The sequence below is a fragment of the Geodermatophilus sp. URMC 60 genome, assembly GCF_053502585.1.
In genome coordinates, this window is sequence record NZ_CP199958.1 from 459042 (window position 1) to 473126 (window position 14085).

A 14085-nucleotide genomic window follows, 5' to 3' on the forward strand; every position below is an offset into this window, starting at 1 on the left:
GCTGAGCCTGACACCCGGTGGCCGCTCGACCCGCGAGCACGCGGGCCGTGTCGCACCGACCCCAGCGGCCGGAGGGGTGGCGAGGGACACGGGCCCCCCGCGTCGGTGGTGTCCCGGGGAGCATGTAGAGTTCTCGCTGCCCCCGGCGAACGCGAGCCCCCATCGTCTAGCGGTCCAGGACGCCGCCCTTTCAAGGCGGTAGCACGGGTTCGAACCCCGTTGGGGGCACGGCAGCACAGCAGTAGCAGCAAGGCCCTGTAGCGCAGTTGGTTAGCGCGCCGCCCTGTCACGGCGGAGGTCGCGGGTTCGAGTCCCGTCAGGGTCGCTCTCCGGTGGAGACACCGGGAGGGGCAGGTAGCTCAGTCGGTACGAGCGCTCGCCTGAAAAGCGAGAGGTCGGCGGTTCGACCCCGCCCCTGCCCACCACGTCATCCCGCACCGGCCCGGCAGACTGCCGCGGTGACCTCCCTCCCCGCCACGCTCGACACGGGCAGCACGACCGTCGGCCTGCGCCGCGCGACGGCGGACGACGTCCCCGCCCTCGTGTCCCTGCTGACCGACGACCCGCTCGGCCGCGACCGGGAGTTCCCCGACCTCGCGCCCTACCGCCGGGCTTTCGCCGCCGTCGACGCCGACCCCGCCCAGCTGCTGCTCGCCGTGACCCGCGGGCCGGACGTCGTCGGCACCGCCCAGCTCACCGAGATCCCCGGCCTGTCCCGCGGCGGGACGACGCGGCTGCAGGTCGAGGCGGTGCGGGTGCGGGCCGACCTGCGCGGGCAGGGCGTCGGCGCGGCGCTGTTCGGCTGGGCCGTCGAGGAGGCCCGCCGGCGCGGCTGCGGGCTGGTCCAGCTCACCACCGACACCCGCCGCCCGGAGGCGCACCGCTTCTACGAGCGGCTCGGGTTCACCGCCTCGCACGTCGGGTTCAAGCTGCAGTTGTGACCGGCCGGCCTCAGCGGGACCGGTCGGCGACCACCTGGGCGTACACCTGCGCGTGCACGGCCCGGACGGCGGCCCGCTGCCCGGCCCGCCACTCCCGGTCGGCCGGCCGTGGCGCCGGCCGGGTGAGCGCCGCGGCGACGGCGGCGTCCAGGGACACCGGGTCCAGGCCGCGCTCCTCGTCGTTGTCGTAGGGGACGACGTCGGACCACTGGTCGGCGAACCACCCGCAGCTGGGCGCCACCACCCGCGTGCCGACGTCGCGGCAGACCTCCAGCTCCCGCGAGTGGGTGCCGCAGGACTGGGGCAGGACGAGGGCGTGCAGCTCCTGCAGCTGCGCGGCCCAGGAGTCGGTCTTCCGCGGCAGGAACTCCAGGCTGTCGCCGGCGGCGAAGACCGGCGGGGGCTCCACGCCGTCGTCGAGGAACACCCGCAGCCGTCCGCCGCCGTTGACCGCGCCGGACAGCGCGGCGCGGACCAGCATCGCGGGGTCGGGCAGGGCCGGGCCCGGCGCCCGCAGCGCGAGCCCGACCAGTCCCCGCTCGGCACCGAGATCGGGCACCGGCTCGACGATCGAGGGGTGCGCCACGACGATCGCCGTCCGGCCGAACCGCTCGGCGATCTCGTCGGCCGCCCCCGGGGTCAGCGTGAGCACCACCTCGGCCGTCGCCAGCAGCGCCTCGAGGTGCGCGTCGTGCCGGCGCCGGATCGCCTGCTCCGGATCCCGCAGCTGGTGCACGGTGAGCACCAGCGGGACGCCCGTGCGCCAGACCGTCTCCGCCCAGCTGACCACCTCGTCCTCGGGCAGGTGCCCGTAGCCGGAGTGCAGGTGCACCACGTCGACGTCGTCGGCGCGGGCGGCGAGGTAGCCCGGGTCGAGCCACGGGCTCGGGCCCTGTTCCGGGCCCACCCGGACGACCCCCTCCGGTACGACGGCGTCGACGTAGGGGTCGGCGTACGGGATGGTCACCACCCGGATCCCCGCAGCTGCCGGAGGGTCGGCGGCGTCGTTCACGCGGTGGTTCTCCTCCTGCGGCCGCGCACTGCGACGGGCTGGGGCGGGACTCTCGATCGAGACGGGCGGGTACCGGTCGTACTACCCCCGGTTCTCCCATCCAACCGAGTGGTGCCCTGGGCCACCCCGGAGGGGGGTGGGCGGGGTCGGCCGGCGTGGACGCCCGGCGCTCGGCGAGCACCCGCGGGCCGCCGTGGCCGTCACGCGTCCCGACCCTCCTGTGCGGCCGCGTAGGCCGGCGCCCGGAAGCGGGCCATCGGCCCGTCCGGGACCAGGTCCGGCGGCGGGTTGCGGACGGCGTCGAAGCGCAGATCGGGGTCGACCTCGGGCACCGGGGCCAGCAGTCGCAGCCGGGCGAACGGCTGCCACGGGCCCGTCCCGCGTGCCGCGGCGAGGGTGAAGGCCAGCCGTCCGGCGCGGGCGGCCGCGGCGACCGGCCCGGGTTCCGCGGTCACCGCTGCGGCCCCGGGCTCGGGCAGCGCCGCCAGGAACACCGGCCCGGCCGGAGTCCGGTAACCCATGATCGACGAGTAGGCGGCTCCGGCGTCCCGCCGCGGCACCGGTAGCCAGCGGGTGAGCCGCCCCCGCCCGGTCGTCGACAGGAGCAGGTCCACCGGGCCGTCCGGGCCGCGCAGTCGGACGGCGAGGCCCAGCAGGTCCGGCAGCGGCGAGGGCAGCCCCGCCCCGCGGGAGAGCCGCACCAGCGCCGCCTCGTCCCCGCTGCGCGCCAGCCAGGGCACGCCCCACCCCGACGGGCCGCCGGTGCGCTCCAGCACGGCATCGAGCACCACACCGCGAGGGTGCATCGGCTTGCCGCGGCGCCGGCGGGCGAGGGCCCCCAGCGGAACGGCGACGGCACGGCCGGCCGTCCGGAGCAGGTCGGTCACGGGCATCCTCCTGTCATCGGTCGCGAGCCCCATACCCCGTTCCGCGGCGGGTCGTCCAGCTGCGGTGATCCGCCCGGGGCGGGTGTGACGGGAGCGATCGGCTCGGCAGAACCTGTCCGAGTTCGCGCCGGACTCCGGTGGAGATCCGCCACGTGACACGGAACAGTCCTCTGCTTACGCTCAGTACATGCTCACGACGTTCCTGGTGATCGCTGGTGTCCTCGTCGGACTCGTCGGCCTGCTCGCCCTGATCGTGAGCCTCAGCGCCCGCCCCGCCACCCGCCCCAGCAGCGGGTGGGCCGCCGACACCGGCCGCCGGCACCCCGACGCCTGGTCCGCGCCGGTGAACCCCGCGACCTCGGAGTTCCTGACCGGCCGCTGAGCACCCCTGATCCGGCGTCCCGGCGGCTGCGGGCAGCGCGCCGCCGGGACGCTCCGTTCTCCCGCGCTCGTCCGGGTGTTCCGGACCGTCGCCGTGCGCAATGCTCCTCCCACGGCGTCGCGCTCCTCCGCACGCCGGGGCTCGAGCGGGGCGAGGCGACATGGCACGGGCGAACAGGTCAGGCTCCTCTCACCGGCGGCTGCACGCGCTCGGCAGGCTGCTGCTGGTCCTCCCCCTGACCGGGGCGCTGTTGGCGGCGCTGCTGGCGCCCTGGGTGGTCGGGCCGGGTCTGGTCGCCAGCGCCTCGGCCACCCTGCTGGCCCCGCTGCCGGTCGAGCTGACCGACGCCACGCCACCGGGCAACACCGTCGTCCTGGCCTCCGACGGGTCGGTGGTCACGTACTACTACCGGAACAACCGGACCCCGGTCGGCGCCGACCGGATCGCCGACGTCATGGAGCAGGCGCTGGTCGACATCGAGGACGAGCGCTTCTACGAGCACAACGGTCTCGACGTGCAGGGCACGCTGCGGGCACTGGTGCGCAACCTGAGCTCCGGCGGCGTCGAGGAGGGCGGCTCGACGATCACCCAGCAGCTGGTCAAGCAGACCCTGCTGCAGACCGCCGTCACCCCCGAGGACCGGCAGGCGGCCACCGAGCAGACGGTGGGCCGCAAGCTGCGCGAGGCACGGCTGGCCCTGGCGCTGGAGGAGACGTACCCCAAGGAGGAGATCCTCACCCGGTACCTGAACACCGTGTACTTCGGCGAGGGTGCCTACGGCGTGCAGGCCGCGGCCCAGGCCTACTTCGGGGTCGACGCCGCCGACCTCACCCTCCCGCAGGCGGCCATGCTCGCCGGCCTGGTCCAGACGCCGACCTCCGACAGCCCGCTGGTCGACCCGGAGAAGGCACGGCAGCGGCGCAACGTGGTGCTCGAGCGGATGCACGCCCAGGGCCACGTCAGCGACGCGCAGCTCGCCGAGATCTCGGCGCAGCCGGTGGAGACCGACCCGGCACCGGCGCCGCCCAACGGCTGCGCCGACAGCGCCGTCCTCGGGGGCTTCTTCTGCGACTTCCTGCAGTCCCACCTCACCGACACCCTGGGGATGACCCAGGAGCAGCTGGAGGACGGCGGCCTGACCATCCGGACGACGATGCGCGCGGACCTGCAGCGCTCCGGTGATGCCGCCGTCCTGGCCACCCAGCCGATGGGCGACCCGGTGGCGGCGATGTTCACGGCGGTCGAACCGGGCACCGGGAACGTGCTGGCCATGAGCGCCAACCGGGTCTACGGCTTCGACGCCGCGGACCCAGCGGAGTCGTCGGTCAACCTCAACGTGGTCGCCAGCAAGGGCTCGGGATCCACGTACAAGGTGTTCGTCGCCACCGCGGCCCTGGAGGCCGGCTTCCCGCCCACCCACACGATCACCACGAGCGACCCCTACACCTCGCGGGTGTACCGCAACGGCCTGGAGCCCTACACGGTCAGCAACGTCGAGGGCACGTTCCCGCCGACGCTGAGCATGCACGAGGCGATCGTCCGGTCCTCCAACACCTACTTCGTGGCCCTGGAGGACGATCTCGGCAGCGTGGAGGGGCCGGTGCGGGTGGCGCAGCGGCTGGGCCTGACCTCCCTCGACCCGGTCGCCGACCAGGTCATCGCCCAGAACCGTGGGTCGTTCACGCTCGGCCCGGAGGCGACCAGCCCGCTCGCGCTGGCCAGCGCCTACTCCACGCTCGCTGCCAACGGCACCCGGTGCACCCCCGTCCCGGTCGTCGAGGTGCTCGACCGGGAGGGGCGGCCGCTGACCCGCGAGGACGGCAGCCCGCTGGGCACCGGCGCCTCCTGCACGCCCGAGGTGGTGTCGCCGCAGATCGCCACGACCGTGAACCAGATGATGGTCAGCGGCTCCTCGCTGCCGTACGGCACCGGCCGGCGCGCCGCGATCCCCGGCCACCAGATCGCCACCAAGACCGGCACCGCGCAGGACCGCGCGTCGGTGTCGTTCGTCGGCTCCACGCCGCGGTACACCGCCAGCGTCATGCTGTTCAACCCGACGGCGAACGTGGACGTCGGCGGGTTCGGCGGCAGCCGCGGCGGTCAGATCTGGCACGACGCGTTCCTGCCGGTCCTGTCGCGCGAGGCGCCGGTCCCCTTCCCGCCGCCGGGCATCCCGCTCCCGCCGCTGCCGGGCCGGTGAGGGTCGGCCGGGTGTCGTCAGACCCCGGTCATCAGCTCCGCAGCGCGCTCGCCGACCGCCACCGCCGTCGCTGCGGGCCCGCGCGAGGGGACCGTGGGCAGCACCGAGGTGTCGACCACCCGCAGCCCCTCGACCCCGCGGACCCGCAGGTGCTGGTCCACCACGGCGCCGGGGTCGGAGTCCGGCCCCATGCGCGCGGTCCCGGCGAGGTGGACGGCGGTGGCCAGGGAGCGCCGGATCCAGCGGTCCAGCTCCCGGTCGGAGGCGAGCACGTCGTCGGGCAGGCCGGTCCGCTCGGCAACCAGCGGGTCCATCGCGTCGGTCCGCAGCAGCTCGGCCGCCAGCCGCACCCCCTCCCGCATCCTCCGCCGGTCGGAGTCGGTGGAGAGGTAGCGGTACTCCAGCCGCGGCGGCACGTGTGGGTCGGAACCGGTCAGGGTGAGCCGGCCGCGGCTGTCCTCCCGCTGCAGCCCGACGCCGAGGAACAGGTCGTCGCGGCGCCGGGCGGTGTCGAGCAGCCGGTGCGGTGAGGCGCCCCGCAGCGCCCGCAGCGTGGCCCCCGGCCGCCGCAGCGCCCGTGCCACGCCGACGGAGGTCCGGGGCACCATCACCCGGCTGAACGGCTTGAGCCAGGGCAGCACCTCGAGGTCGCCGGGCACCGCCGCGCCGTCGGAGGTGGCGTTGAGGACGCCGTGCAGCGGGTGCAGGTCCCGTGGCATCGGCAGCCTGCGGGCCGGCCGCCAGGTGACGTAGACGTCGGGGTGGTCGGTGCAGTCCGCGCCCACCCCGGGGACGTCGGCCACCACCGCCACGCCCAGTGCGCGCAGGTCGTCGGCCGGTCCGATGCCCGAGAGCAGCAGCAGCTGCGGCGAGCCGACGGCGCCGGCCGCCAGCACGACCTCGCCGGCCCGCACCACGCCGTCCGCCGTCTCGACGCCGACCGCGCGACCGCCCTCGACCACCACCCGGCGCACGTGCACGCCGCCGCGCACGGTCAGCCCCGGGTGCCCCCGGCGCGGGGAGAGGTAGGCCATGGCGGTGTTGACCCGCACCCCGTCCGCCACGTTGAGCGGGACCGGCCCCCAGCCGGGCGGCCCGTCGGCGTTCTTGTCCGGCTCGTCGGGGGCGCCGAGCTCCGCGGCCGCCGACCCGAGCGCGTCGGCGAGCGGGTGGCCGTCCCGGGCCCGCCGGACCGGCACCGGCCCATCGGCGCCGTGACCGGGCCGCTGGCCGAACTCGCGGTCGGCCTCCAGGCGGACGAACGAGGACAGGACGGCGTCGTAGGACCACAGGTCGTTGCCCGCGGCGGCCCAGCCGTCGAGGTCGGCCCGGGTGCCGCGGACGAAGTAACCGCCGTTGAGCGCGCTGGACCCGCCGACCACCCGCCCCCGCGGGACCGGGAAGGTCACCTCCTCGGTGAGCACCCCGGTGAGGTCCCAGTTCGCCGGGTGCCCGGGCACGGCGGCGGCCATCCGGGCGGCGTCGCGCAGGTCCGCGGGGAAGTCCTCGGGCGCGGCGTGGTCGGCGCCGGCCTCCAGCACCAGCACCCGCCGTCCGGCGTCGACCAGGCGGGCCGCCAGCGGGGCGCCGGACGTGCCGGCCCCCACCACGACGACGTCCCACTCGTCCGTCCTCCGACCTGTCCCCCGCGAGCGGGAGGTGCTCCCATCCACGCCTCGATCCGCTCCTCGCTCGACACGGCCTCGTCGTCCCCGGTCAGCAGCGGACGACGGCACCGTCACGGCAACCGCACCCGGTCGCCCTCGCGCACCACGTGGCCCTCCGCGGCCAGCTTGGCCAGCGTCGCGCGGGTCGACTGGGCCGCCGCCGGCCACACCTCCCGCGGCACCTCGGCGTACACGTCGGCCACCAGCTCGTCGACGGTCCCGGCACCGCGCACCATCGCCGCGAGCAGCTGCTGCTCCCGGAACGCCCGGTGGGCCAGGTAGAAGTCCAGCACCGCGCCCGGGTCCTCGGTCAGCTCCGGCCCGTGCCCGCAGTACAGCGCGCTCGGGCCGAGGTCGTGCACCCGGCGCAGCGAGGCCAGGTAGGCCAGCACGTCACCTTCCGGGTGGGTCACCACCGACGTCCCGCGGCCCAGCACGTGGTCGCCGACGAGGACAGCGCCCGACTCCAGCCGGAAGGCCAGGTGGTCGGCGGTGTGCCCGGGCGTGGGGACGACGTCGAGCCTCGTCCCGGCCAGCGCCAGCCGCTCCCCCGGCTCCAGCACCCGGCCGTCGGGCCCGGCGACCCGCGCGTCGGCGGCCGCCACCTGCGCGCCGAACCGCGCCCCCCACGGCAGCGCCGCCTCCGCGTGGTCGCCGTGGTGGTGGGTGACCAGGACCGCGACGCAGCGGGCGTCCCGCGCGGCCAGCGCCGCCTCGACCGCCGTCAGGTGCACCGGGTCGTCCGGCCCCGGGTCGACCAGCACGGCCTGCCCGCTGCCCGGGCCGCCCACCAGGTAGGTGTTGGTGCCGTCGAGGGTCATCGGCGAGGGGTTCGGCGCGAGCACCCGGGTGACCAGGGGCTCGAGGTCCGCCGTCCGCGGCAGCGCCCCGGGGGCCGGGAGCTCCCAGGTGGTGCGGGGGTCGACCGGGATCCTCACGTCGGGCACGGTAGCCGCGGCCGGCGGCCCCTGCGCGGCCGGCCGATACCGTCGGGCGCATGCGCTCCCTCGCTCCGCTGCTCCGCTCGGCCGTTGCCGGTGCCGCCGCCGTCGTCCTGCTCACCGCCTGCGGCGGGTCGGGGGACGAGGAACCGGCCGCCGCGTCCAGCACCCCGCCCCCGGCGCCCTCGTCGTCCGCCCCCGCGAGCGGGACGGCGGCACCCGACCCGGCCGCCGAGGAGTTCTGCGGGCAGATGACCAGCGCCTTCACCGAGGTGCAGAGCAGCCTCGCGGCGGCCACCCCCGAGGACGTCGCCGGCCGGCTGCCGGAGGTCGTCAGCAGGCTGGAGCAGGTCCAGGCCCCGGCCGCGATCGCCGGCGACTGGACCGCGCTGCTCGACGGTCTGCGCCGGCTCTCCGACACCGCCGGCACGCTCGACCTCGGCACGCCGGGGGGCCAGCAGGCCTACGCCGACGCGTCGACCCGGATCGGTCAGGAGCTCGGCCCGGCGCAGACGGCCCTCACCGACTACGTCGTCGCCAACTGCGGTCTGACCTCGGCCGCACCCACCAGCTAGCGCCGGCCCCGTCCCGGGCCCCAGTGGCCCCTCCGAGGTCCCGCCGCCAGCTCGCGCGTGGCGAGGGGCAGGGGGTCCTTGCTCAGCAGCCGCTGATGGACACGCCGCGGGCGCGCAGCCACGACACCGGGTCCACCTGGCCGCCGTACATGGCGCCGCCGGGGTGGGCCTCGAAGTGCAGGTGCGGGCCGGTGGACTGGCCGCGGTTGCCGACCTCCGCGATCAGTTCGCCGGCGACGACCCGCTCCCCGGCGCGGACGAAGTACTGGTTGACGTGGCCGTACACGGTGACCGCGCCGTCGTCGCCGCGGATGTAGACGGCGTAGCCGAAGCCGGTGGCCGTGCCGGCCCGCGCGACGACGCCGGAGTGGGCGGCGTAGATCGGCGTGCCGATGGGAGCGGCGATGTCGACGCCGCCGTGCAGGGCGCCCCAGCGCCAGCCGTAGCAGCTGGAGGTGCGGCCGGAGGTCGGCTTGACGTAGGGGCCCGAGCCGCCCGAGCCGGCGGCGGCGCTGCCCGACCCGGAGCTCTGGCTGCGGGCGGCGGCGCGGGCCGCGGCGGCCGCGGCGGCGGCCTCCTCCTCGGCGCGGCGGGCGGCCGCCGCGGCGGCGGCCTCCTCGGCGGCCTTCTGCTGCTGCCAGGCCTGGAAGGCGTCGCGGGCGCCCTGCAGGCGCAGCAGCTCGATCTCGGCGGCCTGCAGCTGCTCGTCGTAGGCGGCCTTCTGCGCGGCGACCTCGTCGTAGGCGCGGCGCTGGGCGGCCAGCTGCTCGTCGGCCGTGGCCTTCGCGGCGGCCGCGGCCGCCTCGGCCTCGGCGGTCCGGTCGCGGGCGGCGCGGGCCGCGGAGTCGGCGTTGGCCTGCCGCACGCGGGCGACCTCGAGCTGACCGAGGACGTCGAGGTGGTTGGCGGAGACGTACTCGAGCATCGCGGCCCGCTGGATCAGGTCGGAGGGCCCCTCGGCGTCGAGCAGGGCCGCGGCGGTGGAGAGGGTGTTGCCGCTCATGTAGCTGTCGCGGGAGAACCCGGCGATGCGGGCGGCGGCGGCGTCCACGGCCTCGGTGGCGGCCTCCAGCTCCGCCGCCGTCCGCTCGGCCTCGGCCTGGGCCTCCAGGAGGGCCTCCTCGGCGGCCAGGTAGGCGGCGCCGGCCGCCTCGGCCTGGACGGCGTAGCCCTCGAGCTGCGACTCGGCCTGCGCGACGAGCGCGGCGATCCGGCCGACCTCGGCGGCGGCGGCGTCCTGGGCCGACTGCGCCTGACCGATCTGCTCGTCGGTGGGGTTGGGCGGCGGCGGTGCGGGGGCGGCAGCGGCAGGAGCGGCCCCGGTCAGCACCACCGTGCCGGCCACGACGCCGGCCAGCAGGCTGCGCACGATCCCGGCGCGCGAGCGGTGCGCCGGGACCGCGGTCCCGGACGTGCGCCGGCGAGGACGGCTCTGCAGCATGTCGCTCCCTGGGGAAGAGGGGTGCGTAGGGGTTGGCGCAGCGTGACACCGCCACACCGGGCTCGGAAGTGTCCACGCGGCACGGCGGCAACTCCGGGCACACGGGGCACCGACCCCACTCCTGTCACATCTGTTCTCGTCACCCGGACGGGTGACCTTGAGGGCTGGCCGCGTCCTTTCTCGTCCCGCGGGCGCACCGGCCCGGCCGTGGGCGCCTCGAGCCCGGCACCGCCGGCCCTCGACCGGGCCGGCCCTCCGCGCTGACCTGGTCCTTCACGCGGTACCCGAGGCCGGTCGCGGTCCGGTAGTGCGGGTGGTGCGTGAGGAACACCACGCCGGGGTCGCGACCCGCGGCGCGACCGGCCGGCGCCGACCGCCGGCCGTGCCGGGCACCCGATCGCACGGGCAGCGCCGTCCTAGGCTCGCCGTGTGGACGTACTCGGCTCCGGTCACGAACAGGTCGTCTTCTGCTCCGATCCCGCCTCCGGGCTGCGGGCGGTGATCGCGATCCACTCCACCGCGCTGGGGCCGGCGCTCGGCGGGACCCGCTTCTACCCCTACGCCACCGAGGACGCCGCGGTGGCCGACGCCCTGGCGCTCTCGCGGGCGATGTCCTACAAGAACAGCCTGGCCGGCCTGGACCTCGGCGGCGGCAAGGCCGTCATCATCGGCGACCCGCAGATCGACAAGACCGAGGCACTGCTGCGCGCCTACGGCCGCTTCGTGGAGTCGCTGGGCGGTCGCTACCTGACCGCCTGCGACGTCGGCACGTACAACGCCGACCTCGACGTCGTCGCCCGGGAGACCCGCTTCGCGCACGGCCGGTCGCTGGCGTACGGCGGCTGCGGGGACTCCTCGGTGCTCACCGCGTACGGCGTCTTCCAGGGGATGCGGGCGGCCGCCCAGCACCGTTGGGGCAAGCCCTCGCTGGCCGGGCGCACCGTCGGGGTCGCCGGCGTGGGCAAGGTCGGCAGCTGGCTGGTCGACCGGCTGGTGGAGGACGGCGCCGACGTGGTGGTCACCGACGTCGACGCCGGCGCGGTCGAGCGGGTGCTGGCCCGCCACCCCGCGGTGGACGCCGTCGCCGACACCGCGACGCTGGTGCGGACGCCGACCGACGTCTACGCACCCTGCGCGCTCGGCGGGGCGCTGGACGACGAGACGGTCGCGGTGCTCGAGGCCGAGATCGTCTGCGGCGGGGCGAACAACCAGCTGGCGCACGAGGGGGTCGCCGCTGAGCTGATGCGCCGCGGCATCCTGTACGCCCCCGACTACCTGGTGAACGCCGGCGGGGTCATCCAGGTCGAGGACGAGCGCCACGGCTTGTCCGGGGTACTGCCCCTGAGCGGCAGGCCTGGCTTCAGCTTCGAGCGCGCCAAGGAGAAGACGGAGCGCATCTTCGACACCACCCTGCGGGTGCTTCAGGTAGCCGAGGAGCAAGGCGTCTCCCCTGCGGTGGCCGCCGACCGGATGGCCGAGGAGCGGATGGCCGACGTCGGCCGGCTCCGGGTCGTTCGGCTGTCGCGTGACTGGTGAGCGGGCGCCTCGACACGGACATCCTGCGGACGCTCACGCCGCTCCGCTCGCGGCCGACGTCGACCGGAGAACAGCGTGGTGACGCTGACCTCCAGGGTCACGTCACAGGACTCGGACCCGTTGGCGACGGTTGACCCGAGCGCCATCGCGGTCAGGCCGGACGGCAGCGATCCTCAGGTCCGGACTCGACGGTCACCGGCGTGGCTGCGGGGGCCGGTCGAGGGCGGTGAGTGGGGTGTCAGGATGCTGCCCGCTCCGGCGGTGGTTCGGGCGGTGGCGTGGGTCTGCGGGGATGGCGCCGGTGGTGGCGATCTCGTCGGCGATGTCCCTGAGCTTGCGGTTGGTGGCCGAGGAGATGCTGGCGAGCACGGCGAAGGCCTGCTCGGGTGTGAGCTTGTACCGCTCCATGAGGATGCCCTTGGCCTGACCGATCCGGTCGCGGCTGCGCAGCGCCGCCTCCAGGTGCTCCTCGCGTTCGGCGGCGGCCAACGCGAGCGCGGCGTGAACGGCGAAGATCCGCGCGATGGCCTCGGAGTCGGCGTCGAAGGCGTGCGGGGTGCTGGCGTAGAGATTCAGCGCGCCGAGCGTCGACTTCGCGGTGTGGTGAAGCCGCACGGTCAACATGCTGCCCACCCCGCGCTCGCTCGCGACGGCGGCGAAGCGGGGCCAGCGGTCCTCGGTGGCCACGTCCGGGGCTTGCACCGTCTCCTGCTCGCGGATCGCCGCGTAGCACGGGCCCTCACCCAGTTGGTCCTGCAGCGTGTCCAGGGCCCTGGCTCGCTCCCCGGTGGGCGCCTGGGCCTCGATGCGGGAACGGTCGACCACGAAGCTGATGCCGGCGTCCTCGGCGCCGGGCACGGCCTCCACGACGGCGGCGGTGATCGCCTCCAGCGTCGTCTCCACCGGCGGATGCCGCCCGGTGCGCAGCTGGGCGGCGACGTCGCACATGACCCGGGCGAGATCGACCATCGGGCACCTCCGAGGCCCCCGCTTCCACTGGCGACAAGCCGACGGTGGCACGCGACCCTCCGGACCGCAACAGGCCTTGCGGCACTGGCCATTGCGGCAATGGTCCCTGCTGCAACGGGCCTTGCTGCAATGGGTCTTGCGCGCGAAGTATCCTGGAGCGCGAGCACCGAGCGGCGGCGTCGCCTCGAACCGACAGGAGACACAGTGCGGCGGCCAGACTCCTCGGAGGATCCGGCGATGACGGCGCTGGAGGAGGTGTGCGCCACCGCGCGCCAGATGATCGCCAATGGCGAGCAGATCCTCGAGCGCGCGGCCTACATCCGGGATCAGCGAGCAGCCGGCGCCTCCTACCGGGACATCGTGCCGGCCGAGCCGCGCCCGCTGATCGTGGAACTGATCAGCGACACCCTGTCCCAGCTCGCCGACGCCGGGAGTCGCTGGCGACGCGCCGAGGCCCGCGCCCTGCACGGTGAGGGTTTGACCATGGACGTGATCGCCCGACTGTTCGGCGTCACCCGCCAGCGGGTCTCCTCCCTGCTCCAGGGCCCCCTCGACCGCTGATCCGGCACGGCGGGCCAAGCCGCTTTCGACGCTGCCGGCACAGGTCGACAGGATCCTGCGCGAGACGCCGACATGCCGACCCGAGGCCCGTCCGGGTCCCGCTCCAGCGTCCGGGCGGTGGTGGAGTGGTGTGCACCGGGCGCCCGGGACTACCGTGTGAGGTAGGTCACCGGAGCAGGCACCGTTCCCTCCGGCGGCCGAGGTTCCGCTGGTCGAACAGCGGCCAGTGGAGCCGTCTCGTCCACGAACCGCTCCGTCGGACTCTGGCGCGACGGTTCGAGCAGTCGATGACCACGGGGCTTCCCGGAACAGGACCGCTGCCCGACGCTGTGCACGTCCAGCAGGTGGAGGACCACGTGCACGGGTTCTCCTTCGACCGCGCCGAGGCCCGCGCCACCGGCATCTTCGACGTCGCGCTGCGGGTGTCCCGGGTCGCCGACGCGGACGGCGTCTCCCCCGCCGTGGCCGCCGACCGGCTGGCGAGGAGCGCACAGCGTCGGTCGGCCGGCCGGCCACCATCCGGCTGCCGCGCTGAGAGGACCCGGTCGGGCGACAGCAGGGGGAGACCCGTGCCGGTCGCCGATCCGTGTCGTAAGCTCGGTCGAGACAGAGACACTCAGTCGGGGTCGCCACGCGGGCCGTCCAGCCCGGAGCTGGGCTCCCGTACTCCGTAACGAGGGGGTCGAGCCGATGGGGCGCGGCCGAGCGAAGGCCAAGCAGACACGCGTGGCCCGTGAGCTCAAGTACAGCTCACCGAACACCGACCTCTCCGCGCTGCAGCGCGAGCTGGCCGGTTCGCCGACGTCGTCGTACACCGCGCCCTCCCGGGCGAGCTCGGATGACGACGACGAGGACGACGAGTACACCGACCGCTGGGCGGACGACGACACGGACGACGACTGGGCCGCCAGTCGTTGAGGGTCGCCTGATCGGCGTGCGCTGACGCGACGACACCGCCACCCCTTCGGGTGCT

13 protein-coding genes and 3 tRNA genes are annotated in these 14085 nt (G+C 75.4%); 10 read left to right on the forward strand and 6 right to left on the reverse strand.

Annotated elements, in window-relative coordinates:
* The first annotated feature begins 155 nt into the window (after positions 1 to 155).
* From ACWIX3_RS02225 to ACWIX3_RS02240, 4 genes are all read left to right on the forward strand, one after another.
* Positions 156 to 228, forward strand: a tRNA-Glu gene (locus ACWIX3_RS02225).
* 23 nt (positions 229 to 251) lie between these two features.
* Positions 252 to 325, forward strand: a tRNA-Asp gene (locus ACWIX3_RS02230).
* A gap of 23 nt (positions 326 to 348) precedes the next feature.
* Positions 349 to 425 (forward strand) — tRNA-Phe (locus ACWIX3_RS02235).
* Positions 426 to 458: 33 nt separating this feature from the next.
* Positions 459 to 941 carry a GNAT family N-acetyltransferase gene (locus ACWIX3_RS02240; RefSeq protein ID WP_448610452.1) on the forward strand — a complete coding sequence of 161 codons (483 nt, stop codon included), beginning with the start codon at positions 459 to 461 and terminating at the stop codon, positions 939 to 941.
* 10 nt (positions 942 to 951) lie between these two features.
* On the opposite strand, the gene ACWIX3_RS02245 is transcribed toward ACWIX3_RS02240, so the two are convergent.
* Both ACWIX3_RS02245 and ACWIX3_RS02250 read right to left on the reverse strand, forming a co-directional pair.
* Positions 952 to 1953 (reverse strand): glycosyltransferase, encoded by a 1002-nt coding sequence (locus ACWIX3_RS02245; RefSeq protein WP_448610453.1) that lies wholly within the window; start codon positions 1951 to 1953, stop codon positions 952 to 954.
* Between the two features lie 200 nt (positions 1954 to 2153).
* Positions 2154 to 2846 carry a phosphodiesterase gene (locus tag ACWIX3_RS02250; RefSeq protein WP_448610454.1) on the reverse strand — a complete coding sequence of 231 codons (693 nt, stop codon included), beginning with the start codon at positions 2844 to 2846 and terminating at the stop codon, positions 2154 to 2156.
* Between the two features lie 181 nt (positions 2847 to 3027).
* Here ACWIX3_RS02250 and ACWIX3_RS02255 point away from each other — a divergent pair, with 181 nt between their 5' ends.
* Both ACWIX3_RS02255 and ACWIX3_RS02260 read left to right on the forward strand, forming a co-directional pair.
* On the forward strand, positions 3028 to 3222 hold the full coding sequence (locus ACWIX3_RS02255; protein WP_448610455.1) for a hypothetical protein: 195 nt from the start codon (positions 3028 to 3030) through the stop codon (positions 3220 to 3222).
* 160 nt (positions 3223 to 3382) lie between these two features.
* Positions 3383 to 5422 carry a transglycosylase domain-containing protein gene (locus ACWIX3_RS02260; protein WP_448610456.1) on the forward strand — a complete coding sequence of 680 codons (2040 nt, stop codon included), beginning with the start codon at positions 3383 to 3385 and terminating at the stop codon, positions 5420 to 5422.
* A gap of 17 nt (positions 5423 to 5439) precedes the next feature.
* On the opposite strand, the gene mftG is transcribed toward ACWIX3_RS02260, so the two are convergent.
* Both mftG and ACWIX3_RS02270 read right to left on the reverse strand, forming a co-directional pair.
* Positions 5440 to 7095: a mycofactocin dehydrogenase MftG gene (gene mftG, locus ACWIX3_RS02265; RefSeq protein ID WP_448610457.1), complete on the reverse strand. Its 1656-nt coding sequence runs from the start codon at positions 7093 to 7095 to the stop codon at positions 5440 to 5442.
* 65 nt (positions 7096 to 7160) lie between these two features.
* The gene (locus ACWIX3_RS02270) at positions 7161 to 8027 is read right to left on the reverse strand and encodes an MBL fold metallo-hydrolase (RefSeq protein ID WP_448610458.1); all 867 of its coding nucleotides are present in this window, start codon (positions 8025 to 8027) and stop codon (positions 7161 to 7163) included.
* A 59-nt stretch (positions 8028 to 8086) separates the two neighbouring features.
* Between ACWIX3_RS02270 and ACWIX3_RS02275 the strand changes: the two genes are divergently transcribed.
* On the forward strand, positions 8087 to 8605 hold the full coding sequence (locus tag ACWIX3_RS02275; RefSeq protein WP_448610459.1) for a hypothetical protein: 519 nt from the start codon (positions 8087 to 8089) through the stop codon (positions 8603 to 8605).
* Between the two features lie 82 nt (positions 8606 to 8687).
* On the opposite strand, the gene ACWIX3_RS02280 is transcribed toward ACWIX3_RS02275, so the two are convergent.
* Positions 8688 to 10046 carry a M23 family metallopeptidase gene (locus ACWIX3_RS02280; RefSeq protein WP_448610460.1) on the reverse strand — a complete coding sequence of 453 codons (1359 nt, stop codon included), beginning with the start codon at positions 10044 to 10046 and terminating at the stop codon, positions 8688 to 8690.
* 429 nt (positions 10047 to 10475) lie between these two features.
* Between ACWIX3_RS02280 and ACWIX3_RS02285 the strand changes: the two genes are divergently transcribed.
* The gene (locus tag ACWIX3_RS02285; protein WP_448610461.1) at positions 10476 to 11582 is read left to right on the forward strand and encodes a Leu/Phe/Val dehydrogenase; all 1107 of its coding nucleotides are present in this window, start codon (positions 10476 to 10478) and stop codon (positions 11580 to 11582) included.
* Positions 11583 to 11774: 192 nt separating this feature from the next.
* Here ACWIX3_RS02285 and ACWIX3_RS02290 read toward each other — a convergent pair whose 3' ends face one another.
* Entirely contained in the window at positions 11775 to 12551 is a 777-nt protein-coding gene (locus ACWIX3_RS02290; RefSeq protein ID WP_448610462.1) for a GAF and ANTAR domain-containing protein, read from the reverse strand.
* Positions 12552 to 12788: 237 nt separating this feature from the next.
* Between ACWIX3_RS02290 and ACWIX3_RS02295 the strand changes: the two genes are divergently transcribed.
* On the forward strand, positions 12789 to 13112 hold the full coding sequence (locus tag ACWIX3_RS02295) for a hypothetical protein (RefSeq protein WP_448610463.1): 324 nt from the start codon (positions 12789 to 12791) through the stop codon (positions 13110 to 13112).
* A 690-nt stretch (positions 13113 to 13802) separates the two neighbouring features.
* Positions 13803 to 14030 carry a DUF3073 domain-containing protein gene (locus tag ACWIX3_RS02300; protein WP_448610464.1) on the forward strand — a complete coding sequence of 76 codons (228 nt, stop codon included), beginning with the start codon at positions 13803 to 13805 and terminating at the stop codon, positions 14028 to 14030.
* The last annotated feature ends 55 nt before the right edge of the window (positions 14031 to 14085 follow it).